The organism is Nocardia sp. NPDC056564 (assembly GCF_042793755.1).
Lineage (GTDB): Bacteria > Actinomycetota > Actinomycetes > Mycobacteriales > Mycobacteriaceae > Nocardia.
Genome location: NZ_JBHTUR010000027.1, coordinates 16,309 through 40,366 on the forward strand (window position 1 = coordinate 16,309; position 24,058 = coordinate 40,366).

22 protein-coding genes and 1 tRNA gene are annotated in these 24,058 nt (G+C 66.5%); 17 read left to right on the forward strand and 6 right to left on the reverse strand.

The features are described from left to right. Positions 1 to 140: 140 nt before the first annotated feature. From ACFQ9K_RS40530 to ACFQ9K_RS40555, 6 genes are all read left to right on the forward strand, one after another. Positions 141 to 1,616: a S1C family serine protease gene (locus ACFQ9K_RS40530; protein WP_378715875.1), complete on the forward strand. Its 1,476-nt coding sequence runs from the start codon at positions 141 to 143 to the stop codon at positions 1,614 to 1,616. Positions 1,617 to 1,696: 80 nt separating this feature from the next. After that, positions 1,697 to 2,191: a molybdenum cofactor biosynthesis protein B gene (locus ACFQ9K_RS40535; protein ID WP_223885114.1), complete on the forward strand. Its 495-nt coding sequence runs from the start codon at positions 1,697 to 1,699 to the stop codon at positions 2,189 to 2,191. A gap of 696 nt (positions 2,192 to 2,887) precedes the next feature. Continuing rightward, a complete protein-coding gene (locus tag ACFQ9K_RS40540; RefSeq protein WP_378715877.1) occupies positions 2,888 to 3,562 on the forward strand; it encodes an MspA family porin in 675 nt (224 codons plus the stop codon). A gap of 65 nt (positions 3,563 to 3,627) precedes the next feature. Continuing rightward, positions 3,628 to 4,299, forward strand: coding sequence for an MspA family porin (locus ACFQ9K_RS40545; RefSeq protein WP_150402042.1), 672 nt, complete (start codon positions 3,628 to 3,630; stop codon positions 4,297 to 4,299). Between the two features lie 310 nt (positions 4,300 to 4,609). Continuing rightward, positions 4,610 to 5,284: an MspA family porin gene (locus tag ACFQ9K_RS40550; RefSeq protein ID WP_378715880.1), complete on the forward strand. Its 675-nt coding sequence runs from the start codon at positions 4,610 to 4,612 to the stop codon at positions 5,282 to 5,284. A gap of 64 nt (positions 5,285 to 5,348) precedes the next feature. Continuing rightward, on the forward strand, positions 5,349 to 6,011 hold the full coding sequence (locus ACFQ9K_RS40555) for an MspA family porin (RefSeq protein ID WP_378715882.1): 663 nt from the start codon (positions 5,349 to 5,351) through the stop codon (positions 6,009 to 6,011). An 80-nt stretch (positions 6,012 to 6,091) separates the two neighbouring features. Here ACFQ9K_RS40555 and mscL read toward each other — a convergent pair whose 3' ends face one another. The 4 genes from mscL to ACFQ9K_RS40575 form a co-directional block, all read right to left on the reverse strand. Then, positions 6,092 to 6,496 carry a large conductance mechanosensitive channel protein MscL gene (gene mscL, locus ACFQ9K_RS40560; protein WP_378715884.1) on the reverse strand — a complete coding sequence of 135 codons (405 nt, stop codon included), beginning with the start codon at positions 6,494 to 6,496 and terminating at the stop codon, positions 6,092 to 6,094. Between the two features lie 105 nt (positions 6,497 to 6,601). Further along, entirely contained in the window at positions 6,602 to 7,249 is a 648-nt protein-coding gene (locus ACFQ9K_RS40565) for an SAF domain-containing protein (RefSeq protein ID WP_378715886.1), read from the reverse strand. Between the two features lie 88 nt (positions 7,250 to 7,337). Next, a complete protein-coding gene (locus tag ACFQ9K_RS40570) occupies positions 7,338 to 7,649 on the reverse strand; it encodes an FmdB family zinc ribbon protein (protein WP_378715889.1) in 312 nt (103 codons plus the stop codon). A gap of 67 nt (positions 7,650 to 7,716) precedes the next feature. Then, the gene (locus ACFQ9K_RS40575) at positions 7,717 to 8,325 is read right to left on the reverse strand and encodes a 5-formyltetrahydrofolate cyclo-ligase (RefSeq protein ID WP_378715891.1); all 609 of its coding nucleotides are present in this window, start codon (positions 8,323 to 8,325) and stop codon (positions 7,717 to 7,719) included. A gap of 67 nt (positions 8,326 to 8,392) precedes the next feature. Here ACFQ9K_RS40575 and ACFQ9K_RS40580 point away from each other — a divergent pair, with 67 nt between their 5' ends. The 5 genes from ACFQ9K_RS40580 to ACFQ9K_RS40600 all read left to right on the forward strand — a co-directional run bounded on the left by ACFQ9K_RS40580 (position 8,393) and on the right by ACFQ9K_RS40600 (position 12,997). Continuing rightward, complete coding sequence (locus ACFQ9K_RS40580; protein ID WP_378715892.1) at positions 8,393 to 9,349, forward strand: UTP--glucose-1-phosphate uridylyltransferase; 957 nt, start codon at positions 8,393 to 8,395, stop codon at positions 9,347 to 9,349. Positions 9,350 to 9,481: 132 nt separating this feature from the next. Next, the gene (gene glp, locus ACFQ9K_RS40585) at positions 9,482 to 10,741 is read left to right on the forward strand and encodes a gephyrin-like molybdotransferase Glp (protein WP_357381761.1); all 1,260 of its coding nucleotides are present in this window, start codon (positions 9,482 to 9,484) and stop codon (positions 10,739 to 10,741) included. Between the two features lie 12 nt (positions 10,742 to 10,753). Beyond that, positions 10,754 to 11,407 (forward strand): GNAT family N-acetyltransferase, encoded by a 654-nt coding sequence (locus ACFQ9K_RS40590; protein ID WP_378715896.1) that lies wholly within the window; start codon positions 10,754 to 10,756, stop codon positions 11,405 to 11,407. 281 nt (positions 11,408 to 11,688) lie between these two features. Further along, positions 11,689 to 12,822, forward strand: a complete 1,134-nt coding sequence (glpR, locus tag ACFQ9K_RS40595; protein WP_378715899.1) for a gephyrin-like molybdotransferase receptor GlpR — start codon at positions 11,689 to 11,691, stop codon at positions 12,820 to 12,822. 102 nt (positions 12,823 to 12,924) lie between these two features. Beyond that, a tRNA-Ala gene (locus ACFQ9K_RS40600) sits at positions 12,925 to 12,997 on the forward strand. A 397-nt stretch (positions 12,998 to 13,394) separates the two neighbouring features. On the opposite strand, the gene ACFQ9K_RS40605 is transcribed toward ACFQ9K_RS40600, so the two are convergent. Continuing rightward, on the reverse strand, positions 13,395 to 14,405 hold the full coding sequence (locus tag ACFQ9K_RS40605) for a hypothetical protein (protein WP_378715901.1): 1,011 nt from the start codon (positions 14,403 to 14,405) through the stop codon (positions 13,395 to 13,397). A gap of 141 nt (positions 14,406 to 14,546) precedes the next feature. Here ACFQ9K_RS40605 and ACFQ9K_RS40610 point away from each other — a divergent pair, with 141 nt between their 5' ends. Continuing rightward, positions 14,547 to 16,631 (forward strand): restriction endonuclease, encoded by a 2,085-nt coding sequence (locus tag ACFQ9K_RS40610; RefSeq protein ID WP_378715903.1) that lies wholly within the window; start codon positions 14,547 to 14,549, stop codon positions 16,629 to 16,631. 24 nt (positions 16,632 to 16,655) lie between these two features. Here ACFQ9K_RS40610 and ACFQ9K_RS40615 read toward each other — a convergent pair whose 3' ends face one another. Continuing rightward, on the reverse strand, positions 16,656 to 17,630 hold the full coding sequence (locus ACFQ9K_RS40615; protein ID WP_378715905.1) for a CorA family divalent cation transporter: 975 nt from the start codon (positions 17,628 to 17,630) through the stop codon (positions 16,656 to 16,658). Positions 17,631 to 17,814: 184 nt separating this feature from the next. Here ACFQ9K_RS40615 and dnaK point away from each other — a divergent pair, with 184 nt between their 5' ends. The 5 genes from dnaK to clpB are packed head-to-tail and all read left to right on the forward strand — an operon-like array spanning position 17,815 to position 24,057. Continuing rightward, positions 17,815 to 19,701, forward strand: a complete 1,887-nt coding sequence (gene dnaK / locus ACFQ9K_RS40620) for a molecular chaperone DnaK (protein WP_378715906.1) — start codon at positions 17,815 to 17,817, stop codon at positions 19,699 to 19,701. A gap of 11 nt (positions 19,702 to 19,712) precedes the next feature. After that, a complete protein-coding gene (locus tag ACFQ9K_RS40625) occupies positions 19,713 to 20,213 on the forward strand; it encodes a nucleotide exchange factor GrpE (protein ID WP_378715908.1) in 501 nt (166 codons plus the stop codon). Positions 20,214 to 20,219: 6 nt separating this feature from the next. Further along, the gene (locus tag ACFQ9K_RS40630) at positions 20,220 to 21,131 is read left to right on the forward strand and encodes a DnaJ C-terminal domain-containing protein (RefSeq protein ID WP_378715910.1); all 912 of its coding nucleotides are present in this window, start codon (positions 20,220 to 20,222) and stop codon (positions 21,129 to 21,131) included. Next, positions 21,128 to 21,445: a chaperone modulator CbpM gene (locus ACFQ9K_RS40635; protein WP_378715912.1), complete on the forward strand. Its 318-nt coding sequence runs from the start codon at positions 21,128 to 21,130 to the stop codon at positions 21,443 to 21,445. The genes ACFQ9K_RS40630 and ACFQ9K_RS40635 overlap by 4 nt, the downstream gene beginning before the upstream one ends. After that, positions 21,427 to 24,057, forward strand: a complete 2,631-nt coding sequence (gene clpB, locus ACFQ9K_RS40640; RefSeq protein ID WP_378715913.1) for an ATP-dependent chaperone ClpB — start codon at positions 21,427 to 21,429, stop codon at positions 24,055 to 24,057. The genes ACFQ9K_RS40635 and clpB overlap by 19 nt, the downstream gene beginning before the upstream one ends. The last annotated feature ends 1 nt before the right edge of the window (position 24,058 follow it).

Below are 24,058 nucleotides of genomic sequence, written 5' to 3' on the forward strand. Positions count from 1 at the left end.
AGGATCGGGGCGTGCGCGCCCTCGGCGAGACCGCGAGCGGTGGGTAGACAGGTCTCGGGCAATTGATAGCACGGTCTCAGTCCGCTCTCAGTAGTCGTCGTCAAGCTTGGCGGCAGACGCTGAGGAGAAACGAGGAGTCCATGACCGAGGATTCGAAGGACCGGCGGGACGAGCCGGAGACGGCGAACGCCGCACCGGATCAGCCCAACCCGACCGATCAGATCCCGGCCGCACCGACGGGGGCCGCCGGCGCGCCGTATGGAGCGGGTTACGCACCGCAGGAGCCCGGCTACGGGCCGTACGAGGCGCCGAATCATCCGTATGCGGCGCAACAGCCACAGGGGCAGTATCCGCCGCCGCATCAGCACACCCAGCCGTTCCCCGGCCCGGAGTACGGCGCGCCGTTCGGGCCCGCGCAGCCGCCCTTCGATCAGCACCCGCAAGGCGCTCCGCTCGGCGTGCAGCAGCAGCCCGCCAAGCGGCCGGTCCGTACCGCCCTTGTCGCGGGCGCGGTCGCGCTGGCCTTGGTCAGCGGCGGCGTCGGCGGCGCGGTCGGCGCGCTGGCCACGCACTCGGACAACAACCGCCCGGTGATCACCAACGCGCTGGACCAGCCCAAGCCCAACGTCAACAACGTGTCCAACGCACCGGCCGGCTCGACCCAGGCGGTCGCGCAGAAGGTGCTGCCGAGCGTGGTGATGATCAAGGTGGCCAGCAGCCGCGCCGAGGGCGAGGGTTCCGGCGTGATCCTGTCTTCGGACGGCCTGATCCTGACCAATAATCACGTCGCGTCCGGCGGTGGCCCCAACGTCAAGATGGACGTCATGTTCTCCGACGGCAGCACCGCGCCCGCGACGCTGGTCGGCGCCGACCCGGTCTCCGATCTCGCGGTGATCAAGGTGACCGGCAAGAACGGACTGACCCCGATCGAGCTGGGCTCCTCGGCGAACCTTCAGGTCGGCCAGCCGGTCATCGCGATCGGCTCGCCGCTCGGCCTGGCCGGCACGGTCACCACCGGCATCGTGTCCGCGCTCAACCGCCCGGTGTCGACCAGCGGTGAGAGCGATCAGCAGAATCCGGCCGCGGTGAGCCCGGTGATCGACGCGGTGCAGACCGACGCCGCGATCAACCCGGGTAACTCCGGCGGCGCCCTGGTGGATGCCACCGGCAAGCTGATCGGCATCAATACCGCCATCGCCACGCTCGGCGCGGCCGAGCAGGCAGGCGGCCAGAGCGGTTCGATCGGCCTCGGCTTCGCCATCCCGGTCGATCAGGCCCGCCGGGTCGCCGACGAACTGATCAAGACCGGGCACGCGACCTACGCGCAGATCGGGATCAGCGTGTTCCGCCAGCAGGATCCCCAGCAGGCGATCCTCGGCGCGAAGGTGCGCGACGCGGTGCCGGACGGTCCGGCCGCGAAGGCAGGCATTCCGGGCGGTGCGATCGTCACCAAGGTCGACGACCGCCCGATCGATTCGGGGAACGCGCTCGTCGCCGCGGTCCGCTCGCACCAACCAGGAGACAAGGTGAAAGTCACCTATACCGATGCGCAAGGCAACAATCCCAAGACCGTCGAGGTGACCCTCACCGGTGCACCCGCGGACGGTGGCAGATGATGCGCGTGCTGCAAGGCGGCCGCACGCCGCTGCTCGACACCGCCGCAGAGGTGCTCGGCCTAGACGCTACGGTTAGCACCATGGAAATCGATGCTCCGGTGGCGGGGCGTGCTCTGGTGGTGGTCGTCGATGATCGAACGGCGCATGGAGGTGTTGACTCGCTCGGCCCGCTGGTCACCGAGCTGCTCACCGAGGCAGGCTTTCTGGTCGACGCGTCGGTGTCGGTGCAGGCCGACGAGGTCGAGATCCGCAACGCGCTGAACACCGCGGTGATCGGCGGTGTCGACCTGGTCATCTCGGTCGGCGGCACCGGCATGTCGCCGCGCGACGTGACCCCCGAGGCCACCTCCCAGGTGCTCGATCGCGAGCTGACCGGGATCAGTGAGGCGCTGCGTTCCTCCGGCCGGGTGGCAGGCTCGCTGGACGCGGGCCTGTCCCGCGGCGTGGCCGGCATCTCCGGCAGCACGCTGGTGGTCAACCTGCCCGGCACCCGCGCCGCGGTGCGGGACGGCATGGCCACCCTCGGCCCGCTCGCCAGCAAGGTGATCGGCGAGCTTTCCGGATTGGTCGACTGATCACCGCCGCCGATTCCTCCGACGGCATCCCTCGTCCGGCCGCTCGCCGGGCGAGGGATGCGGCGCGTCTCGCCGAGATTTTCGGCGACGCCCTCCCAGACACCACGAGCGACGAACGCGGATATGACTCCGGAAACGAGTCCTCCGCCGATGAATGGCTGCGCGCGCAGAAGCCGCCGCATCACGGTTGAATGCCCGAATCTACGTAGTAGCTACGTATTGATAAGTTTGGCTAACCGTAATTTACTTGTGATTGTTTCAGATCCGAGTTATCCCATCGATATATGTACGGCCCTGGCCCGTATTCAGCGCTTGACGCTTTAGCGACTTTGTCGGCACCGGCCGGTCGGTCTGACTGTCTCCGCCACCTATTTCCGCACGTCAAGGGCAATGCGCGCGTTAACGATTGTGATCTACATCACATTGATCTTTACGAAAGCTTACGTTGCAGCGCCGTTACCTAGCGTTTAATGTTCGCCACGAGCCAACCCACAACTGGACCCCGCAGGCCCGGGTCGGCACGTACGTGGTCACCCGGCGGAACCTGGCTCGGTTCCGTTGCCAGCTACCCGTTGCGCCGAACTTACAGCCGGTTACACATCGGCAACAAAGTAACGACACACTGAGCTGGGCCTGAGAGGACCATTGTCCACCTCGAAGGTCGAGGTTGACTGTTTGAACCTGATGAGGGGAAGTATGAGCGAGAACCGCACCAACGGTCTGCGCCGCGGTGTCCGCGTCGCGGGCGTCGGCGCTGCCGCTGCCGTGGCCATGGGACTGCTTTCGACCGGTGCCGCCAACGCGGACACCTTCGTGCCGTTGCCGGACGGTCAGAAGGTCGGCCCTGGCGTGACCGTCAGTCGGACCGGAGAGCGCGCGCTGATTTCGCCGTCGCTGTCCGCGAACGGCGCAGGCCGGGTTGTCTGGGTTTCGGGCAACGCGATCGCCGATGTCTCCGTCACCCCGGAAGGTAAGGCCGGCCCGACCAACGGCCCCGCCGGCGGTCCGGGCACCAACAACTCCTCGACGCACGGAACGTCGCAGCTGAACACCGGCTACATCGTCGGCTGCCAGGTCAGCATCGCCGATGACGCGATCTCGGCGGGCGTCTCCGGCGGCATCAACCTCAGTGGCGCCACCGCGGGTGGATCGATCGGCCTCAACCTCGGCCCCGGCCAGGTCAAGTTCGTGCAGATCGACTACAAGGACATCACCAAGCCCGGTACGTACTCGGTCGAGTACCAGGATGCCGAAATCGAGATCCAGGGTTGCGCGGGCTACGCCCAGGCGCGCGCCTACACCGTCGTCGAGATCATCGGCGACCACTACTCGAAGACCACCCTGTACGGGATGCCGTTCAGCATCGGCTGACGTCCGTCGAATCCACGAACAATCTTCTCGCTGAAGCGAACTCAATCCCTCGAGGGGTAGTACAAATGATCAACCGTAAGAACTTGGCGCGGATGGCCGGTGTCGGCGCCGCTGCCACCATGGCCTTGGGCCTGTTCTCCACCGGCGCCGCGAACGCCGATACCTTCGTCCCGCTGCCCGGCGGTGAAATCACCAAGACGCTGTCCGACGGCACCGTGGTGACGATCAAGCTGGTCGGCGAGTCCGCCAACATCAACCCGTCCATGGGTTCCACCCCGGTGCACCGCAACGCGTGGGTCTCCGGCAGCGCGCAGGTCGAGCTGTCCGGTGCGGCCGGCGGCGCGATCTTCCCGGGCTACACCGTGGGCTGCCAGGTCAACATCGCCGGCGGCGGCGCCACCGGCGGCGTCGAGGGCAATGTCGACTGGAGTGACGGCCAGAACGTCACCGGCGGTGTCGGCGCCAACAGCGGCGGCAACCTGTCGCTCGGCCCCGGCCAGTCCAAGTCGTTCTACGTGCTCGATCTCGAGCAGGCCGACGACTTCGGCAACGAGGCGCACAAGAAGCGCAACAAGTTCAAGGGCACCAGCGGCTCGGTGACGTGGGCCGACGAGACCATCGGCCTGACCGGTTGCGCCGGTTACGCGCAGGCGCGTGCCTTCATCAATGTCGAGGTCGAAACCGACAGTGTGGTCACCTGGGTGACGCTGTGGGGAGCTCCGTTCAGCCTCGGCTGATCGAGTGGAGTAACGCACTTCGCACGTTCACGAAACCAGCCCGTCGCGCCCTATGCGACGGGCTAGTTTCGTGTGCAAAAGTGTTGTCCCCCAACATTTTTTGGCGAACATATTCGCAGTAACATACTCGAAATCTCTGAGAACTCCGGCGGAAACCAATAACATAAGCCCCACCCGAGATCGTCCTATGACGGGATGGACGGCTCATCACCTGATGGACAGAACATTCCACCAGGTGCGGCCGGCCTGAAAGGGGTTAACTCGGCCTCGACAACCCGGGGTCGACCGCTAGAACCTGATGAGGGGAAGTATGAGCAAGATCCGCACCAGGGGTCTGCATCGAGGGGTCCGCATCGCGGGCGCCGGCGCTGCGGCTGCCGTGGCCATGGGCCTGCTTTCGACCGGCGCCGCGAACGCCGATACCTTTGTGCCGTTGCCGGACGGCCAGAAGATCGGACCCGGCGTCACCATCTCGCGCAACAGTGAGCACGCCTTGATCTCGCCGTCGCTGGCGGCGAATGGCGCGGGGCGCGTGGTGTGGGTGTCGGGTAACGCCGTCGCCGATGTCAGCGTGACGCCTGAAGGCAAGGCCGGACCCAACAACGGCGCCACCGGCGCCCCGGGCACCAACAATTCTTCGACGCACGGAACGTCGCAGCTGAACACCGGCTACATCGTCGGCTGCCAGGTCAGCATCGCCGACAACGCGATTTCCGCGGGCATCTCCGGTGGCATCAATCTCAGCGGCGCCACCGCGGGCGGCTCCATCGGGCTGAAACTGGGCCCGGGACAAGTCAAGTTCGTCGGTATCGACAGCAAGGACATCACCAAGCCGGGCGTCTACTCGGTCGAGTACCAAGACGCCGAGATCGAGATCCAGGGCTGTGCCGGGTACGCCCAGGCCAGGTCTTACACCGTCGTCGAGATCATCGGCGACAACTACTCCAAGACCACCCTCTACGGTGCGCCGTTCAGCATCGGCTGAGCCCGCCGGATCTGTCATCTCTGTTCTCGCTGAAGCGAATTCGATCCCTTAGGACACACATACAATGATCAACCGAAAGAAACTCGCGCGGGCGGCAGGGCTCTGCGCCGCCGCCACGATGGCGGTCGGGCTGTTCTCCACCGGCGCCGCCAGCGCCGATACCTTCATCCCGCTGCCGGGCGGTGAACTCGTCAAGACGCTGTCCGACGGCACCGTGGTGACGGTCCGGCTGACCAACGAGTCGGCCAACATCAGCCCGTCCATGGGCTCGACCCCGGTACACCGCAACGCGTGGGTCTCCGGCTCCGCGTCGGTCGATATCCAGGGTGCGAAGGGTGGCGCGATCATCCCGGGCTACGTCGTCGCCTGCCAGGTCAACATCGACGGCGGTGGCGCGGAAGGCGGCATGACCGCCGGCACCGACTGGGAGGGCAAGAGCCCGAAGATCGGCGCCACCACCGGCGCCAACCTGTCGCTCGGCCCCGGCCAGGCGACCTCGTTCTACGTCATCGACCGGGAAAAGGCCGACGACTTCGGTAACGAGGTGCACAAGAAGAGCTGGGCGTTCAAGGGCGCGAGCGCTTCGACCACCTGGGCCGACGAGACCATCGGTCTGTCCGGTTGCGGCGGTTACGCGCAGGCTCGTTCGTTCGTGAAGGTCGAGGTGGAGACCGACAACGTCATCACCTGGGTTGTCCTGTGGGGACAGCCTTTCAGCCTCGGCTGATCTCGAATATCAATCAGCCCAAGGTAAACGGGTCCGTCGCTATCGCGGCGGGCCCGTTTCCTGTTCCCGCGCAAGTCTTTTCAGGACTCGTGCTTTCCGCCCGCGCTGCGCTGGCCCTCGGCGAGCAGGTCGCGGATCTGAATGAGCAGTTCGGTGTCGCTCAGCTCCACCGCGTCCTTGCTGAACCGTTTCTTCACGTGCAGCGCGGGCAGCACGAGCACCAGGTACAGCACCGCGGCGATGATCACGAAATTGATCGCGGCGGTGATGATCGGACCGACCTGGACGAAGGTCGCCGGTTTGTCGGCAACGAGCTGGAAACCGAGACCGAGTTCATTGTTGCCGCCGAATACGGCCAGTATCGGGTTGACGATGCCATTGGTGAATGCGGTGACGATCGCGACGAACGCGGTGCCGATGACCACCGCCACCGCCAGGTCGACAACGTTTCCGCGGAATAGAAAATCCTTGAAACCCTTGAGCATTGCCGATATCTCCTCTACGTGTGGAGCTGACAAAGTCGTGCTCGGCGGTCGACGCCTTCGGTATCGCCGATGCTAGTTGACCTTGATGGCAAATGTGCGGACAACTCAATGGAAGACAACGGTGAGCGCGGTATGCAGCGACGCCGCCGCGACCGCGGTGGCATGTTCGGCGTCCATCGCGACCAAGACCACGCGCTCTTTCGTGGCGCGCCCGTCGCCCGGCCCGGACACCAGGATGACCGCCGCGTCGGTGGCGAGCGTGCGGGCGGGTCGCGAACCCTGCTCCTCACCGCCGACCACATCCACCCGGTCACCGGCGCGCAGGATTTCGGCGACGGCGGTGTCGGCCGGTCGAATGGGCACGATCCGCGCGTCGCGCGCGCCGGTCGCGACGGCGGCCAGGCGCGGCCCGACGACTCGGATATCGGTGAATACCTCCCCGGCGCGCATGGCCCCGGTCAAGGTGGCGCCGATCAACTCGGCCGGATCGCGCACGACACCGTCGGGCAGTGCGGTGGATTCACGAGGAGCCGATCGAAGATCATTCGCTTCGAGTACCTGGCCCGGCGCCAAATCGTGGCCGGCGACGACGACCGGCGTTCGTTCGGCGCCGGGGTCGCCGCGCAGGAACAACGCCGCCGCGAGGAAGGCCAGGCCGCCGGCGAGGAGCCGGCGCAGCAGCAGGCTGTCCGCCCAAGGTGGTCGATGCCACGTCGGAAACCGCGTACCGAGATCGGCGAAGGGGCGAGTCATGGCCGGATCCTATGACCGCGGCCACACCCGTCCGCCCGGGAAAAGGGCTAGCTGTGGATAACTGAGGGACTGTGGATAATTCGGCGAATCAGCTGGCCACGGCCGTGCTGGCGGTGGTGCTGCTGCCGTTGGACGAGCCGGAATCCGAGCTGGACGAGGTCGACGAACTCGACTCCTTCGAGCCGTTGTCGGACTTCGCCGGCTCGCTCGCGGTGGACGCGCCGCCGCGGCTGTCGGTGCGGTAGAAACCGCTGCCCTTGAACACGATGCCGACCGAATTGAACAGCTTGCGCAGCTTTCCGGAGCACTCCGGGCACACCGTCAGCGCATCGTCGGAAAAGGACTGAACGATGTCGAAGCGGTTGTCACACTGGGTGCACGCATACGAGTAAGTTGGCACAGCATCCTCCGCGAGTTAGTCCTCTGGCACTCTACAGCCGACAGTGCCAACGTTGCCAATCTACCTTTCATTCCGGGGCGTGATCTTCGCCAAGCCGTTGCAGGCCGCCGCCGGGGGTGAGTGCCCAGCCCATGCGCGAGTCGTGCGGCTCCTCGGGCAGCCGGTCCACGAGTTCCGCGTCGCCGACCACCGCGACCAACCGTGCGTCCGGCCGCGCGGCGGAGAGCGTCCGGTCGTAGTACCCCGCACCGCGCCCGAGCCGCACCCCGCGCCGATCCACCGCGAGCGCAGGCACCAAGATCAGCTCCGCCCAGGCGATCGCGGTACTGGGCAGCGATTCGCCGACCGGTTCGAGCAGACCGAAACGGGCTCGCCGCAAGCTGTCCCGCCCGGTGTACTCCGCCCAATCGAGCGGCCCCGGTGGTCCGGTCACCGGAACCAGCACCCGCGCGCCCGCCGTCCGCAGGGCGTCCAGCATCTGCGTCGACCCCGGTTCGCCGCGCACGGGAACATACGCGCAAACCCACTCCGGCACCGTGAGCCGCCCGACGGCCGCCACCAGCGCGAGGCTGTTCATCGCCTGCTCTTCGGCGGTCATCGCCGCCCGTCGAGCAAGAATTTCGGTGCGCCATGCATGTTTATCGCGCTCACCGGGCATCTCCATGGCGATCACCATAGGCTGACCGGAATACCGGTCGGCTCGACGCCGAGTCAGGGGCTGCGACGATGGATAGGGTATGCGCATGACAGCAAAGGCCGGACAGCCCGGCGATGTACCGCTGGAGTCGTGCTTTCGCACGGCCGTGGTGCCTGCCGCCGGGCTCGGAACGCGATTCTTGCCCGCGACCAAGACGGTGCCCAAGGAACTCCTCCCGGTGGTCGATACCCCCGGCATCGAACTCGTCGCCACCGAGGCCGCCGAGTCCGGCGCCCAGCGGCTGGTGATCGTCACCTCACCGGGTAAGGACGGTGTCGTCGCGCACTTCGTCGAGGATCTCGTGCTGGAGGGCACCCTCGCCGAGCGCGGCAAGTTCCAGCTGCTGGAGAAGGTGCGCAGGGCGCCGGGGCTGCTCGACGTGACCTCGGTCGTGCAGGAGGAACCGCTCGGCCTCGGCCACGCGGTCGCGCAGGCCGAGGCGGTGCTCGACGACGACGAGGACGCCATCGCCGTGCTGCTGCCGGACGACCTGGTGCTGCCCGCGGGCGTGCTGGACGTGATGTGCCGGGTGCGGCGCAAGCGCGGCGGCACCGTGCTGTGCGCCATCGACGTGCCCAAGGACGAGGTCAGCGCCTACGGCGTATTCGACGTGGAGACCGTGCCGGACGCGGTGAACCCGAATGTGCTGCGGGTCAAGGGCATGGTGGAGAAGCCCGCGCTCGCCGAAGCGCCGTCCACCTTCGCCGCGGCCGGCCGATACCTGTTGGACCGCGCGATTTTCGACGCGCTGCGCCGAATCGAGCCCGGCGCGGGCGGCGAATTGCAACTCACCGACGCCGTCGCGCTGCTCATCGCCGAAGGTCATCCCGTTCATGTGGTGGTGCACCGTGGGTCGCGCCACGATTTGGGCAACCCGGGCGGCTATCTTCGTGCTGCGGTCGATTTCGCTTTGGAACGCGACGAATACGGCCCCGCCCTCCGGGAGTGGTTGGAGCATCGGCTCGGTCCCGACTGGGATCCGCAGCTGACGACCTACGACTGAGGCGTCGGGTTTCCTCGATAGTGGGCCGTCGGGTACCAATGATGGTTCACCATCACGCGCGCCTAAAGGGTTGTGCCGAAGCGAAATCGCGCGGTGGAATCACAGGTGTGCGGAGAGATCAGGAAGGGCTGGATGCGCTCGGTTGAGGATCAGCAGATCAAGGTGACCGCCGCGGCGGTCGCCCCTCGGCCGGTCCGGGTCGCGATTTCCGAGGCCCAGGGCCTGCTGTGTGCCGAGGACGTCGTCACCGAACGACCGCTGCCCGGATTCGACCAGGCGGCGATCGACGGTTACGCGGTGCGCAGCGTCGACGTGGCCGCCGCGGGCACCGACATCCGCAACGAGGACGACGAACTCGTCGACCTGACGCTGCCGGTGGTCGGCGAGGTGATCGCCGGATCCCGCCAGCCGATCCGGTTGCAGCCGCGCCAGACCGTCCGGGTCGACACCGGCGCGCCGCTGCCGACGCTCGCGGATGCCGTGCTGCCCTTGGACTTCACCGACGGCGGCCGGGCGAAGATCAAGATCTACGAGCCGGTCCGGTCCGGCGACTACGTGCGGCGCATCGGCGACGATGTGCAGCCCGGCGATGTCGCCGTGCGCGCGGGCACCATCATCGGCGCGGCCCAGGTGGGATTGCTCGCGGCGGTCGGGCAGGACAAGGTGCTCGTGCATCCGCGGCCGCGCTTGTCGGTGATCTCGGTCGGCGGCGAACTCATCGATATCGACCGGACGCCCGGTCCCGGCCAGGTGTACGACGTGAACTCCTACGCCCTCGCCGCCGCGGCCAGGGACGCGGGCGCGGACGTCAACCGGGTCGGCATCGTGAGCGCCGATCCGCGCAGGCTGCGCGACGTGGTCGAGGGGCAGCTGGTGCGCTCGGAGGTCGTCGTCATCGCCGGCGCGGTCGGCGGCTGGGCTTCCGATCAGGTACGCGAGGCGCTCGAGGGGCTCGGCGAACTCGAAATCGCCCGCGTCGCCATGCATCCCGGCTCGGTGCAGGGTTTCGGCCGGCTCGGGCGCGATGAGGTGCCCACCTTCCTGCTGCCGTCCAACCCGGTCGGCGCGCTGGTCGTGTTCGAGGTGATGGTGCGTCCGCTGATCCGAATCGCGTTGGGGCGCAGGCATCCGATGCGCCGGATCATCATGGCCAGGACCATCACGCCGATCAGCTCGATGGCCGGTCGCAAGGGCTACCTGCGCGCGCAACTCATGCGCGACGAGGCCACCGGTGACTACCTCGTGCAACCACTCGGCGGGGGCGCGGGCGCCTCGTCGCACCTGCTGGCCACCTTGGCCGAGGCGAACAGCTTGATCGTGATAGATCCCGACGACACCGAGATTCGCACCGGTGACGAGGTCCGGGTCGCTTTTCTCGCACAGCGCGGCTGAGGCGTGGAGGCGATGAACATGTTCCGGGTCACCCAGCATCCCGGCTGGCCCGCGCGTCTCGGCCCGATCCGGGTCAGCGCGGGCGAGGTGACGCTGCGTCCGGTGCGGCTGCGCGACGCCGCCGCGTGGAGCCGAATCCGCCTGCAGGACAGGGCGCATCTGGAGCCGTGGGAGCCGACCGGTCGCGGGGCGTGGGAGGCGCGTAACCACGCGTCCAACTGGCCGTCGCTGTGGTCGAGCCTGAAGGCCGAGGCCCGGCGCGGCGCGATGATCCCGCTGGTGATCGAGGTGGACGGCGCGTTCAGCGGGCAGCTGACCGTCGGCAATATCGTGCGCGGCGCGCTGCGTTCGGGCTGGATCGGCTACTGGGTCGCCAAAGAACTCAGCGGTCAAGGGGTCGCGACCGCCGCGTTGGCGCTCGGGCTCGACCATTGCTTCGGCCCGATCGGCCTGCACCGGGTCGAGGCGACCGTGCGGCCGGAAAACCTGGCCAGCCAGGCGGTCCTGCGCAATGTCGGTTTTCGCGAGGAGGGACTGCTGCGGCGATACCTCGACGTGGACGGCGCCTGGCGCGATCATCTGCTGGTCGGGATCACCGTCGAGGAACTGATGGGCACCGTCGTCGACCGGCTGGTGCGGGAGGGCCGGGCCGTTCTACCCGGATAATCGTGCAATACGGACACGCCCGGCGCATCCGACGCGCGGCAGAATTGGTGGCTTTGTGACAGGTGTGGCGGGTGTGCACGGCGCGCCTGCCGTATCTCGGCGCGTCCCGGAATTAACCTACGGACGTCGGAGGTGCGTCCTGCACCCTCGGCAGGGAGCCTGCGAGGCGACCGGCGTCCATGCCGCAGCGACGGACGGAAGCCGGGCGGACGCGGGGCGTGCTGCGCACCGCTCGCCGGCCGAACGGACCAAACCAGGCCGGGACGGAGGTGCTGACCGAGATGCCGAATTCAATCCTGTGGATCGGACTGGTCGTGCTCTGGGTCTTCGTCCTGTTCCCCATTCTCGCCGACCGGCACCCGAGGATCCGGCGCACCACCGACGCCGCCCTCGCCACCCGCGTGCTCGTCCGCGGAGATTCCAAGCGGCGCACCAAGAGTGGACCGGCCGCAGGCCACGAAACCGACCCCAACTGGCGGCCTCGCCGCGCACAGAGAAAGCATGCCCACAGCGATGATGCGGAGGACCGGATGACAACACCGGCCGACGAACCAGTCACCGAAGGTGACCTACCGGCGATCGCCGAATCCGCGGCATCCCACCCCGATCCGGACATCGCTGACGCCGAACTCGACGACACCGAACTCGACGAAGTAACCCCGGCGGACCAGGATGCCGAGCCGTCCGACGACGAAACCGTAAGCGCGGAAGCCGATTCCGACGACGAACTCGCTGCGCGGAACGACGACACGGTCGATGATGACGAGGTGGGCGAACAGCGCACCGAACCGGTCGCGGCCCGGATACCCCCCGCGCCCTCCACCGCTCCCGCGCGCGTCGAGCACGACGACTACTTCGACGACGACGAACCCGAGCGCGCCACGCGCCGCCCCCGCGACGACTACGACCCCGACGACCTCGACTACGTCCCCACCCGCCGCGGTCGCGGCGGCTACGACCCCGAGGCCGACGCCATCGCCCGCGCCGCCCGCTACACCTTCCGCCAGCGCGCCGTCCTCGGCCTCGTGCTGGCCGGCCTGCTGTTCGGCGGCCTCGCCGTCGCCCTTTCCCCGCACTTCTGGTGGGGCTGCGGCCTCGCCGCCGTCGTCCTCGTCGGCTACCTCACCTACCTGCGCAAGCAGGTACGGATAGAAGAAGACATCCGCCGCCGCCGAGCCGCCCGCCTCAGCCGCGCCGAACAACTCGGCGAACACCCCGGCCCCCGGCAATCACACGCCGCCCGCGCCGCCATGGACCGCGACACCGCCCGCGCCTTACGCCGCCGCTCCGCCCTCCTGGAGACCGACGACGAGGACCCCATGTTCGACCACCTCGACCCCTTCGACCCCGCCACCGCCCGCGCCCTGCGCGACCGCACCGGCGGCAACGACATGCGCCGCGCCGCAGGCGAATAACCACACCGGCGTAACTCCGAAAAACCCCAGCTAGACCACGCGATTCGGAGTCTCGCGGCAACCTTTGCTACAGTGACACAGCGCGGTTCTCCGGAGCCGCACGGGGCTATAGCGCAGTTGGTAGCGCGTCTCGTTCGCATCGAGAAGGTCAGGGGTTCGATTCCCCTTAGCTCCACGCTAGACGGCTCATGCTCATAGAGAGCATGAGCCGTTTTCGCGTTCCGCGTGTTTTGTGGGGGTGCAACCCCCACACCCTGCCCGGCGGGCTTCGCCCCCGGACCCCTCCCGGGTTCGCCTACCCGAAGCCGCGCCCCCGGACCCCCACCCGGGTTCGCCAGCTCTCGACGCCTTCGGGTCCGAACCCCGACCCAGTTCGCCAGTTCTCGAAGCTGCACCCCCTGGACGTTTTCGCGGGCCTGCCTTGAGTGGCCCGCCGACCGCCTCTGCCGCTGTTGGTAAGGGCCTGAGCGGAGTACTCCGGCGCGATGGCTCGCCCGCCCGTCGATTGCTTCAGGCACCGATATGTTGGCGCACGTGGATGATCGGGCTGCCTGCAGCTCTCGTTGAGCAGCTCAGCTGTTGGTTGGGTTCGAGCGGGGGGTGTCGGTGCGGTGCTGGCCAGGATTAGATCGCCCTGGGCGATAGGTGATCTCGGGCCTGCTGTCGACTGCAATGACGATTTCGTGTGTGCCGCCCAGTGTTGGGCGGACCAAGACCCTGCTATGGAAGATGTCTGCGGGTCCCTTGATGATCAGGCCGTCGAATTCGATCTTCGCGTCGACTCCTCGTGCGGTGTCGATCTGAGCGATGGGTCGGGAGGCATCCGTCAGGCTGCTGAGAATGCGCGTTTGCGCGTCGGTGTCCAGGTCGGTGACGTGTTCGCCCAGCTCCGTCAGCACGGAGCGGGCAGATCCGGAGGAGACCTGTGGCAATGTTTCCACCACGTCGGGTACCAGGTCGGGGTTGTATTCGGCGACCGCCTGCATCAAGCCGGCCAGGCCCTGTCGGGGTTTCGCGAAGACCTGGATACCGAATGCCTCTGGGAAATAACGAGATTGATGCTCCAAGGTGTCGCCGCACAGGACTTCCTCGGCGGGCATGTCGCTCGCGAGCAGGATCCCCTTCTGTAGTTTTCCCGGCTGTTCGCGCACCAGATTGGTTACTGCGGCCAAGCGGACCTCGCCGGAAGCGAGCTGCTCGAGCCGAGTGCCGCGCGACGAGTCGATCTGCAGCTTCATGACGGCAGTGACCCGTCCGGCGTCACCATCCGCGCGGACGCAGGCGAGTAGACCCCTGGGAGTGCGGCCGTTCATCCGTTCAACCAAACGCTTGGTGAGTGCACCCGCCGACGTGGAGAATTGTTCGTCGTCACCGGAGTGCAACGTATGAAAGACCGCCTGCGCCTCGGGGTCGATGAAGCGGGCGTGGGGCGGGGCGTCGGGCTTTTCGGACATCGAGCGGAGTGCCTTGATGTGGTCGAGAAAGAAGCCTTGAACCTCGTTTTCGATCACACGTTCGAGATATGGCTCACGATGAGGCTCGTCCGCGGCAACGAGGCCGAGGCCGATCAGCTGGACGCGCAAAGTTGGTATCCCCCATCGTGAGCCGGAGTCGGATCATTATGGCAAGATTATGAAAGATTCTGCGTCGCAATGCAATGACAGTGGACTTTCGACCAGGGGTGAGCAGTTTTGCCAGACTACGACTTCCACACATTATCCGACGTGGACTTCGAGTATCTGGTGCGCGACATCCTGAACGCGCGGCTCGGGCTGGATCTGCATGCCTACCCGTCCGGCGTGGATCGGGGGATTGACCTCCTTCAGGTTCGGCCGGATGGCCATCGCATAGTTGTGCAGTGTAAGCATTATCTGAAATCCGATCGCTCCAAACTGATTTCAGCGGCAAAAAATGAAACCGCGAAAGATGGTTTTATAAAGGCGAATCGGTATATTTTTGTAACCTCGCATCCGGTGAATGCGGCGACAGAGGCCGAGATCATGAATATCTTCGGCATCCCGCAGAAAGATGTCTGGGGTCCCGATGAACTCAACGCGGCACTCGATATCGAATCGGATGTCGAACGTCGCCACTTCAAGCTGTGGCTCTCCTCAGCGGCAGTACTCGAGACGATCGTAGGCAATCAATGGTGGAACCAGTCATTCGAGCTCCTCGAGGACATTGCACGCCGCGCACGGTTTTGGGTTGATACACCAGATTTTCATCAGGTGGCGAAGGCGCTCGACGATGCGGGTGTGTGCGTCCTGACCGGAGCGCCCGGTGTCGGGAAGAGTTACTTGGCAGAGGTTCTGGCATTGCAGCGAGCGTATGAAGGCTGGAATGTGATCGGGGGCTCCAGCGACCCGAACCAGTGTTGGCAGCTGCTACGGCGCCAGGATGCAACGCGGCAGTTCTTTTTGCTTTCAGATCCGCTCGGTGAGGCGGCGCTCTCGCCTTTTGCCAATGAAAACGCTGCCAGTATACAAAGACTGGTGTCCGCGATCGCTCAGCGCCGCGACACCAATAAGCGCTTGATTGTCATCTCATCGAGCGAAGTCTTGAGCCGGGCCGAGTCGTTTGGTGACAGATCATTACAACGGCTGGCGAAAGATCGGAAGTATCGATACGAGATTTCGGTAGAGAACTGGCCCGACCTGGTCAGGAAGCAAATTTTGCTGACCCATCTCCTATTTTCCGGGTTGTCTGTCGAAGACCGGGCTGTCCTCGATCGAGATCGCCGGATCATCAGCATAATTCGGCATCAATCGTTCAATCCGCGGGTCATCGAGGCAGTCTGCGAACAGTTCGCGGACGACGTTACAGTCGATGAAGCGCTCGAACAGCTCACAGCCGCACTCGATGACCCTGAGTACATCTGGGCTAGCAGCTGGGCAATGCTCGACGGTCTCTCGGCAGAAATCGTGCTTACTCTGGCGACGCTCGCGCCGCGCTACGTCTCGATGAACGAGTTGCGTCGGCTTGTCGCCCCCGCAACACCTGCCAAGGATTGGGTCGCGACATGGCAATCGTTGACGCCCATGTGGATTTCCGTCAGTGGAAAACCGGCCGGCCTAACAGTCGCGCTGGCAAATCCGGGGCTGCGCGGCTTCATCCAAGGCCGCCTAGACGATTCCGCTATGGCCGGCGAGCGCATCGACAACGCGCAGACACTCGAGCAGCTGGTAGAACTTGCCTACGCCAGTGGAGATCTTTCGGCAGGTCCAGACCTCCGTACCAGGATTCGCCCGGTACTGGGTGACGTGCTCCGGAAGCACAGAATCGAGATCGTCGATCGAGTCAAACGATATGCGGAGATGGAACTGTCGGTTTCCAACACCTCTGAGTATCTGTTGAAGCTCAACGACGCTGCCGCGCTTCTCGGTATGTACGGACGTCGGACCGACAGCGAATGGGTCTGCGATAAGGTCGGAGAGCTCCTTTCAGGCAACGAAACCGTGCCGGTAGCGCGCGGCCTCGCCTTCGCGGCTGGGATGAAGCGCCACCTGAATTGGGCCGATGTGTCCGACACCGCAAGCGATCTATGCGCAAGGGCTCTGGCGAGTATCGAGACCCTAGGCGATCTCGACACGGTTGAGGACCACGCTCTGCTCCTCGGCATAGACCTCAGCAGCGTCCGCCCCGATGCGGAACGCGTGATCTTCGCCGAGCTTTCGCACCTTGCTGATGAACTCGACCCGGAGATCATTCGCTCCGAGGCGCACGGTCTGCAGAGCCACGCGATGATCTACGGTTTCGAGCCCGACATCCAGGACCTCTTGGAGCTGGCCGATTATTTGGAGTTCTCCTGAGGGCCCGGCCGGGATCAGGTGGTTTCATAACCACCCTTTCCGTCGAAAAAGCACATGCACCAAAGTGGCGAGCGCGATCATCAGGGTGAGGGCGGCGGGGTAGCCGTAGGTCCAGGAGAGTTCGGGCATGCCTTCGAAATTCATGCCGTAGATGCCGGCGACCAGGGTGGGGGCGGCGGCGGTGGCTACCCAGGCGGAGATCTTGCGCATGTCTTCGTTTTGGCGGATGCCGACCTGGGTGAGGTTGGCGTTGAGGACGCCGTCGAGGAGTTCGCGGCGGGCGCGGACGCGGTTGTCGATGTGGCGGAAGTGGCGGTCGATTTCGTGCAGGGCTTGTTCGCCGATGTCGGTGCTGTAGGGGTCGTCGGCGATCCAGGCGGGGAGGCGGCGGCGGGCCAGGCGTTCGAGGGGTTCGTCGACGAGTGGGGACGTGGTTTGTTCGAATTCCATCAGCAGGCGTCGTAGCCGGTAGATCTGTTCGACCGGGTTTGCGCCGCCGGTGGAGAAGACTTCGCCCTCGACCTGTTTGATCTCACGATCGAGGTGGTCGAGCAGGTCCAGATAGCCGTCGATGATGAAGTCGAGGACGAGGCGGAATGCGGCGAGCGGGCCGCCGGCGAGATCGGTGGGGGTTTCCGATGTGGTCGGCAGAGCGAACTCGGCGCCGACGGTGACGATGAAATCCCTTCCTACGGCGAGCAATACATCCCCGACGTCGAGCGAGATGCGGTCGGGATCGAAATGGCCCGTCGGCATCGCGATGACGACGGTCTCGCCCTGCACCTCCAGGCCTGGACGTGGCAGCTCTCGATGCGCCTTGGACAGCAAGACCGGATCCAGGCCGACCGCTCGGTGTAGACGGGCGAGATCATCGTCGTCGAGATCCCGAACACCGATCCAAGCGAATGCCCCGGGCACCTTGTGGCTGGCGTCCGAACCCGTCGCCCGGAGCTCGGGCCGCAGCTGTCCGTCGAGGTAAACGGCGTCATCGGTGATCATGTCGGCATTGTGCCGGGCAGCGGGATGAGCATGCCCCGCAGGTCCGTAGCCCCTGTCCGGACAGGGCGAATCGGGCCGGGTTTTTCACCTCGCGGGGCCGTTTCGTGGTTCGGGCCGGGTCGGGAGGATTGGCGGTGTCGAGTATCCGGCGGCCGGGCGGTCGCGCCGATCCGAAGGAATTGATATGGCCACTGCTGTAGGAATCGATCTGGGCACGACGAATTCGGTTATCGCGAGCTGGCAGGGCGGGGAGCCGGTGGTGATCGCCAATGCCGAGGGGGCGCGCACCACGCCATCGGTGGTCGCGTTCACCGAAAGCGGTGAGCGCCTTGTGGGTCAGCTCGCCCGCCGACAGGCGATCTTGAATCCGAAGGGCACGATCTATTCGGCGAAGCGATTCATCGGGCGCCACTTCGACGAGATCTCGGCGGAAGCCAAGGCGGTGAGTTTCGACGTGGTCGAGGGCGAGGGCGGCGTCGCCCGATTCGATGTGCGCGGCAAACTGTATGCGCCCGAGGAGATCAGCGCGCTGGTGCTGCGCAAACTGGTCGACGACGCGAGCAAGTACCTGGGCGAGCGGGTCAAGGAAGCGGTGATCACCGTGCCCGCCTATTTCAATGACGCGCAGCGCAACGCCACCAAGGACGCAGGCCGGATCGCGGGACTCGAGGTCTTGCGCATCATCAACGAGCCGACCGCTGCCGCGCTGGCCTACGGATTGGACAAGCAGACCCACGAGACGGTGCTCGTATTCGACCTGGGCGGTGGCACTTTCGATGTCAGCCTGCTCGATGTGGGTGAGGGCGTGGTCGAGGTCCGCTCCACCGCGGGCGATTCGCATTTGGGCGGTGACGATTTCGACCGGCGCATCGTCGACTATCTCGCCGACGAGTTCCAGCGCGCCGAGCACATCGACCTGCGCGCGGATCCGCAAGCGCTGCAACGACTTTTCGAGGCGGCGGAGAAGGCCAAGGTCGAGTTGTCCTCGGTGACGCAGACGCAGGTGAATCTGCCGTTCGTCACCGCCGACGCGAACGGACCCAAGCACCTCACCACCACGCTCATGCGCTCGAAGTTCGAGGACCTGACCGCGGATCTGGTGCAGCGCTGCCTCGGCCCGGTCGAGCAGGCCATGGCCGATGCCAAGGCCACCGCCAACGACATCGACGAGGTGATCCTGGTCGGTGGTTCCACGCGCATCCCGGCGGTGCAGGCGTTGGTGCGCAGGCTGACCGGCGGCAAGGACCCGAACATGAGCGTCAACCCGGACGAGGTGGTCGCGCTCGGGGCGGCGGTGCAGGCGGGCGTGCTCAAGGGCGAGGTCTCCGACGTGCTGCTGCTGGACGTCACGCCGCTGTCGCTGGGCGTGGAGACCCAGGGCGGGGTGATGACGAAGATCATCGAACGCAACACCACCATCCCGGCCCGGCGCAGCGAGGTGTTCTCCACCGCGGAGGACAACCAGCCCGCCGTCGATGTGGTTGTGCTCCAGGGTGAACGGGAGCGCGCCGCCGACAACCGCGTGCTCGGCCGGTTCCGGCTGGAGGACATCCGGCCTGCGCCGCGTGGCCAGGCGCAGGTCGAGGTCACCTTCGACATCGACGCCAACGGCATCCTCAATGTCACGGCGCGGGACAAGGACACCGGTAAGGAGCAGAGCATCACGATCAGCGAGCAGTCCAATCTGGGCCAGAGCGAGGTCGACCGGATGCTGGCCGAGGCGGAGCAGCATCGGCGCGAGGACGAACAACTGCGTAAGGCGGTCGATGCCCGCAACGCGCTGGATTCCGCTGCGTACCAGGTGGAACGGCGGCTGGCCGAACTCGGCGACAGCGCGCCGCCGCATGAGCGCGCACGCGCCGAGATGCTGATCGCCGACGCCAGACGCGCGGTCAAGGAGGAAGAGCCGCTCGACCGGGTGCAGTCGCTCACCTCGGAGCTACAGCAATTGGTGTACGGGTTGCAGCCCACGGCATCCGGTGGCGGCGACGGAGAGTCCAGCTACGCGGGTGCGCGAGCGGGCGCGCCCGGTGACGACGACGTGATCGACGCCGAGTTCGACCGGAGCTGAGGAGGTTCGTGATGGAAACCTCCGCAGACCAGTCGATCACCGACGCCCCAGGCCCGGAGCCTGCCGAGCAGGAACAACCCGATCCCGAGATCGCCCAGTGGGAGGATCGCTGGCGACGCACCGCCGCGGATCTGGACAACCTGCGCAAGCGCTACGCCAGGGATCTCGATCGAGAGCGGGCGGGCGAACGAGCGAAGGTCAGCGGCGCCTGGCTGCCGATGCTGGACAACTTGGAATTGGCGCTGGCGCACGCGAACAGCGAGACGGACCCGCTGGTCGCCGGCGTGCGGGCGATCCGGGACCAGGCGGTGCAGGTCCTCGAACAGCTCGGCTACCCAAGGCATTCGGAGGTGGGCGTCCCGTTCGCTCCGGAACTGCACGAGGTGGTCAGCGTGGTCGACCGCCCCGATCTCCCGCCGGGGACCGTCGTCGAGGTGCTGCGCCCCGGGTACGGCGAGAACGGACAGCAGTTGCGTCCGGCGGCCGTGATCGTCAGCAGTCGCGAGGGGTGAGCGTCGATGGCGCGCGACTACTACGAGATCCTCGGGGTTCCTCGCGACGCCGACAAGGACCAGATCCAGCAGGCGTATCGCAAGCTGGCGCGGCGATATCACCCGGATGTGAACGCCGACCCGGCGGCGGAGGATCGGTTCAAGGAGGTCAGTGAGGCCTACGAGGTCCTGTCCGATCCGGCGACGAGGAGTCGCTACGACCGCTTCGGTGCGGACTTCCGGCGGGTGCCGGAGGACTACGAGGAACCGGCCGGCGCGGCGGCCGGCGGATTCCGCGGCGGCCGGGCCGGCGGGACCCGGGTTCACTTCGGTCGCGGTTTCGATGGCGACGTCGACTTCGGTGACATCTTCGGCGACATCTTCGGTGGGCGAGGCGGCGGATACGGACCGATTCCCGGCGCCGATCAGGAGGCCGCCCTGGAGTTGACCGTCGAGGAGGCCTACCGCGGCGGCAAGCGCAAGCTGCGGCTCGGTGAGCGCACCTACGACGTCGACATCCCGGCCGGAGTCATCGACGGGCAGCGGATCCGGTTGGCCGGCCAGGGCGGCCGGGGCAGCGGCGACGCGCCTGCCGGAGATCTCTACCTCGTCGTGCACATCAAGCCGCACCCGCGCTTCCGGTTGGTCGGTCGCGACATCTACCTCGACCTGCCGGTGTCCCCGTGGGAAGCGGCGCTGGGCGCGACGGTCGCGATCCCGACGCCGAGCGGCGAGGCGAAAGTCAAAGTGGCGCCGGGCTCCTCGACCGGACGCAAGCTGCGCCTGCGCGGCGCGGGCATGCCGAATCCCCGCGGCGCCGACGGCAACCTGTACGCCGAGGTCAAGGTCATGGTGCCGGCGAAACCGACCGCGCGCGAACGTGAGCTGTTCGAGCAGTTGGCCGCCGCGTCGACCTTCGATCCGAGGAGAGAGCAATGAGCGCACCCGCCCGGCAATACGTGATCGTGCGGCGAGCGGGCATGCGGCTCGACGAGTTCTCCCGGCGCTGCGGCCTGCATCCGAGCCTGGTGCGCAGGCTGGTCGCGCTCGGGCTGCTCGACGGTGCGCGCGACGGCGCCGATCTCCGCTTCGAACCGTCCGCGGTGGCCGAGGTCGCCCGAATCCAGCGCTTACGGTCCGGGCTCGGATTGAACTACGCGGCAATCGGGTTGGTGCTCGATCTGCTGAACCGAATCGATGAACTCGAAGCCGATCCTCGAAGGAGGGCGTCCCGATGGACACCAGCACGCTGACGGAGAAGTCTCGGGAAGCCCTGAGCGAAGCGCAGAACGTGGCGACGCGATTGGGGCACAGCGAGGTCGACGGCGAGCATCTGCTGCTCGCCCTGGTCGACCAGCCGGACGGACTGGTGCCCCGGCTGCTCGACCAGGCGGGCGCGGACCTCGACGCGGTGCGCGCCGAGCTGAATCGCGAGCTGGCCCGCAGGCCCAAGGTGAGCGGTCCCGGCGCCGCGCCGGGGCAGGTGATGGTCACCCGGCGATTGGCCGCGCTGCTGGCATCGGCGGAGCGCGAAGCCAAGCGGCTCAAGGACTCCTATGTCTCGGTGGAACACCTGGTCATGGCATTGGCCGAGGAGGGCACGGGCACCGCGGCGGGTCGGATCCTGGCGGGGCAGGGCATCACCAGGGAGTCGTTCCTGCAAGCGCTCACCACGGTTCGGGGTAATCAGCGGGTGACTTCCGCTACTCCGGAGGGCGCTTACGAGGCGCTGGAGAAGTACGGCCGCGATCTGGTGGCCGAAGCCCGCGCGGGCAAGCTGGACCCGGTGATCGGCCGGGACGCCGAAATCCGCAGGGTGACCCAGATTTTGAGCAGGAAGACCAAGAACAACCCGGTATTGATCGGTGATCCCGGCGTCGGCAAGACCGCGATCGTCGAGGGCTTGGCTCAGCGCATCGTGCGCGGTGACGTCCCGGAAGGCCTGCGCGACAAGACGATCTTCTCCCTCGATATGGGTTCGCTGGTCGCGGGGGCGAAGTATCGCGGCGAGTTCGAGGAGCGGCTGCAGGCGGTGTTGTCCGAGGTGAAGGCGGCCGAGGGGCGCATCCTGCTCTTCGTCGACGAACTGCACACCGTGGTCGGCGCCGGATCGTCCGGCGGGGACGGTTCGCTGGACGCGGGCAATATGCTCAAGCCGATGCTCGCCCGTGGCGAGTTGCACATGATCGGCGCGACCACCCTGGACGAGTACCGCAAGCACATCGAATCCGATGCGGCACTGGAACGCCGATTCCAGACGGTGCTGGTGGACGAGCCCAGCGTGGAGGACGCGGTGTCCATCCTGCGCGGCCTGCGCGAACGCCTCGAGGTGTTCCACGGCGTGAAGATCCAGGACGGCGCGCTGGTGGCCGCGGTGACCCTGTCGCATCGGTACATCACCGACCGTTTCCTGCCGGACAAAGCCATCGACCTGGTCGATGAGGCGTGCGCGCGGCTGCGCACCGAAATCGATTCGATGCCTGCGGAACTCGATGAACTCACCAGGAAGGTGACCCGGCTGGAGATCGAAGAGGCGGCACTGTCCAAGGAGACCGACGCCGCGAGCAAGGCTCGCCTCGAGGAGCTCCGCCGCGAACTCGCCGATGTGCGGGCCGAGGCCGACGCGCGGCACGCCCAGTGGGAGGCCGAACGGCAGGCGATCCGCCGAGTCCAGGAACTGCGTGGACAACTCGAGCGACTGCGCCACGAAGCAGAGGAGGCGGAACGCAACTACGACCTCAACCGCGCGGCCGAGTTGCGCTATGGCGAGATCACCGAGCTGGAACGCAATCTGCAAGCGGCAGAGGAACAATTGCAGACCAAGCAGGGCAAGCAGCCGCTGCTGCGCGAGGTGGTCACCGAGGACGAGATCGCCGAAATCGTCGCCGCGTGGACCGGAATCCCGGTCGCGCGGCTACAGGAGGGCGAGCGGGAGAAGCTGCTGCGGCTCGACGAGATCCTGCACGAGCGGGTGATCGGGCAGGAGGAGGCGGTGCAACTCGTCGCCGACGCGGTGATCCGGGCCCGTTCGGGCATCCGCGATCCACGCAGGCCGATCGGGTCGTTCATCTTCCTCGGCCCGACCGGCGTCGGCAAGACCGAACTCGCGAAGACCTTGGCCGCAACGCTTTTCGACAGCGAAGACAACATGGTGCGCCTGGACATGAGCGAGTACCAGGAGCGGCACACGGTCAGCCGGTTGATCGGCGCGCCGCCCGGCTACGTCGGTTATGACGAGGGCGGGCAGCTCACCGAGGCGGTGCGCCGCAAGCCGTACTCGGTGGTGCTGTTCGACGAGATCGAGAAGGCGCACGCCGACGTCTTCAACACGCTGTTGCAGGTGCTCGACGACGGCCGGATCACCGATTCGCAAGGCAGGCACGTCGATTTCCGCAACACCGTGGTGATCATGACCTCGAACATCGGCTCCCATCATCTCCTCGACGGGGTCACCGCCGACGGCGAGATCAAGCCGGACGCGCGGGATCGGGTGCTCGCCGAGCTGCGCGGGCACTTCCGCCCCGAGTTCCTCAACCGCGTGGACGACATCGTGCTGTTCACGCCGCTGACGCTGCCGCAGATCGAGCACATCGTCGTGCTGCAACTCGAAGAACTCCGACGCCGCCTGGCCGAACGGCAGATCACGCTCGACATCACCCCCGAGGCGCGCAGGCTCATCGCCCAGCGCGGATTCGATCCGGTGTACGGCGCGCGGCCGCTGCGCCGCTACATCGCGCACGAGGTCGAGACGAAGATCGGCCGGGCACTCGTGCGCGGCGACATCGGTCAGGGCGGCACCGTCACGGTCACCGTGGCCGGTGACGATCTCGCCGTCGCGTACACCGCGCCCGCGGCCGCGGCCTGAA